At 52.0% G+C, this 435-nt stretch carries 1 protein-coding gene; it reads left to right on the top strand.

What is annotated here, in order from left to right; translation table 11 throughout:
• Positions 1-21: 21 nt before the first annotated feature.
• Positions 22-435, top strand: a 414-nt coding sequence (locus ACYP03_RS24215) for a TRAP transporter small permease (protein WP_459782399.1), incomplete at its 3' end; no start/stop codon positions are given.

The raw sequence follows: 435 nt of genomic DNA, 5'->3' as shown, positions 1-435 counted from the left end.
CTTGCTACAGGTGTGCTGCTCATGGCCCTGAACACCTGTGTTAACGTAGTGGCGCGGTTCGGCTTTGGCCAGGGCCTGTTCTTCTCCGGCGAAATCAATCGCATACTCATTATTCTGATTACTTTTGCCGGCATTGGTTATGCTGCCCGCCATGGCCGCCACATCCGCATGTCTGCGTTGTACGACATGCTGCCTTTCACCGGCCGGAAAATCGTCATGATCCTGATTGCCGTCATCACTGCTGCGATCATGTTCCTGCTGGCTTATTTTTCTTTCCAGTATGTGGTGTCCGTGTTTGAGCGCGGCCGTATTTTACCGGCACTCGGTTTTGAAATCTGGTGGATATATATCTGGGTTCCACTCGGTTTTGCTGTCACAGGTGTGCAGTACCTGCTGACTGCCTATAAAAATGCCACCAGTCCGGAGATCTACCTC

The sequence above is a fragment of the Photobacterium sp. R1 genome (assembly GCF_054600795.1).
The sequence above is the reverse complement of the archived record's forward strand: the minus strand, read 5'-3'. Positions and strand labels throughout refer to the sequence as shown.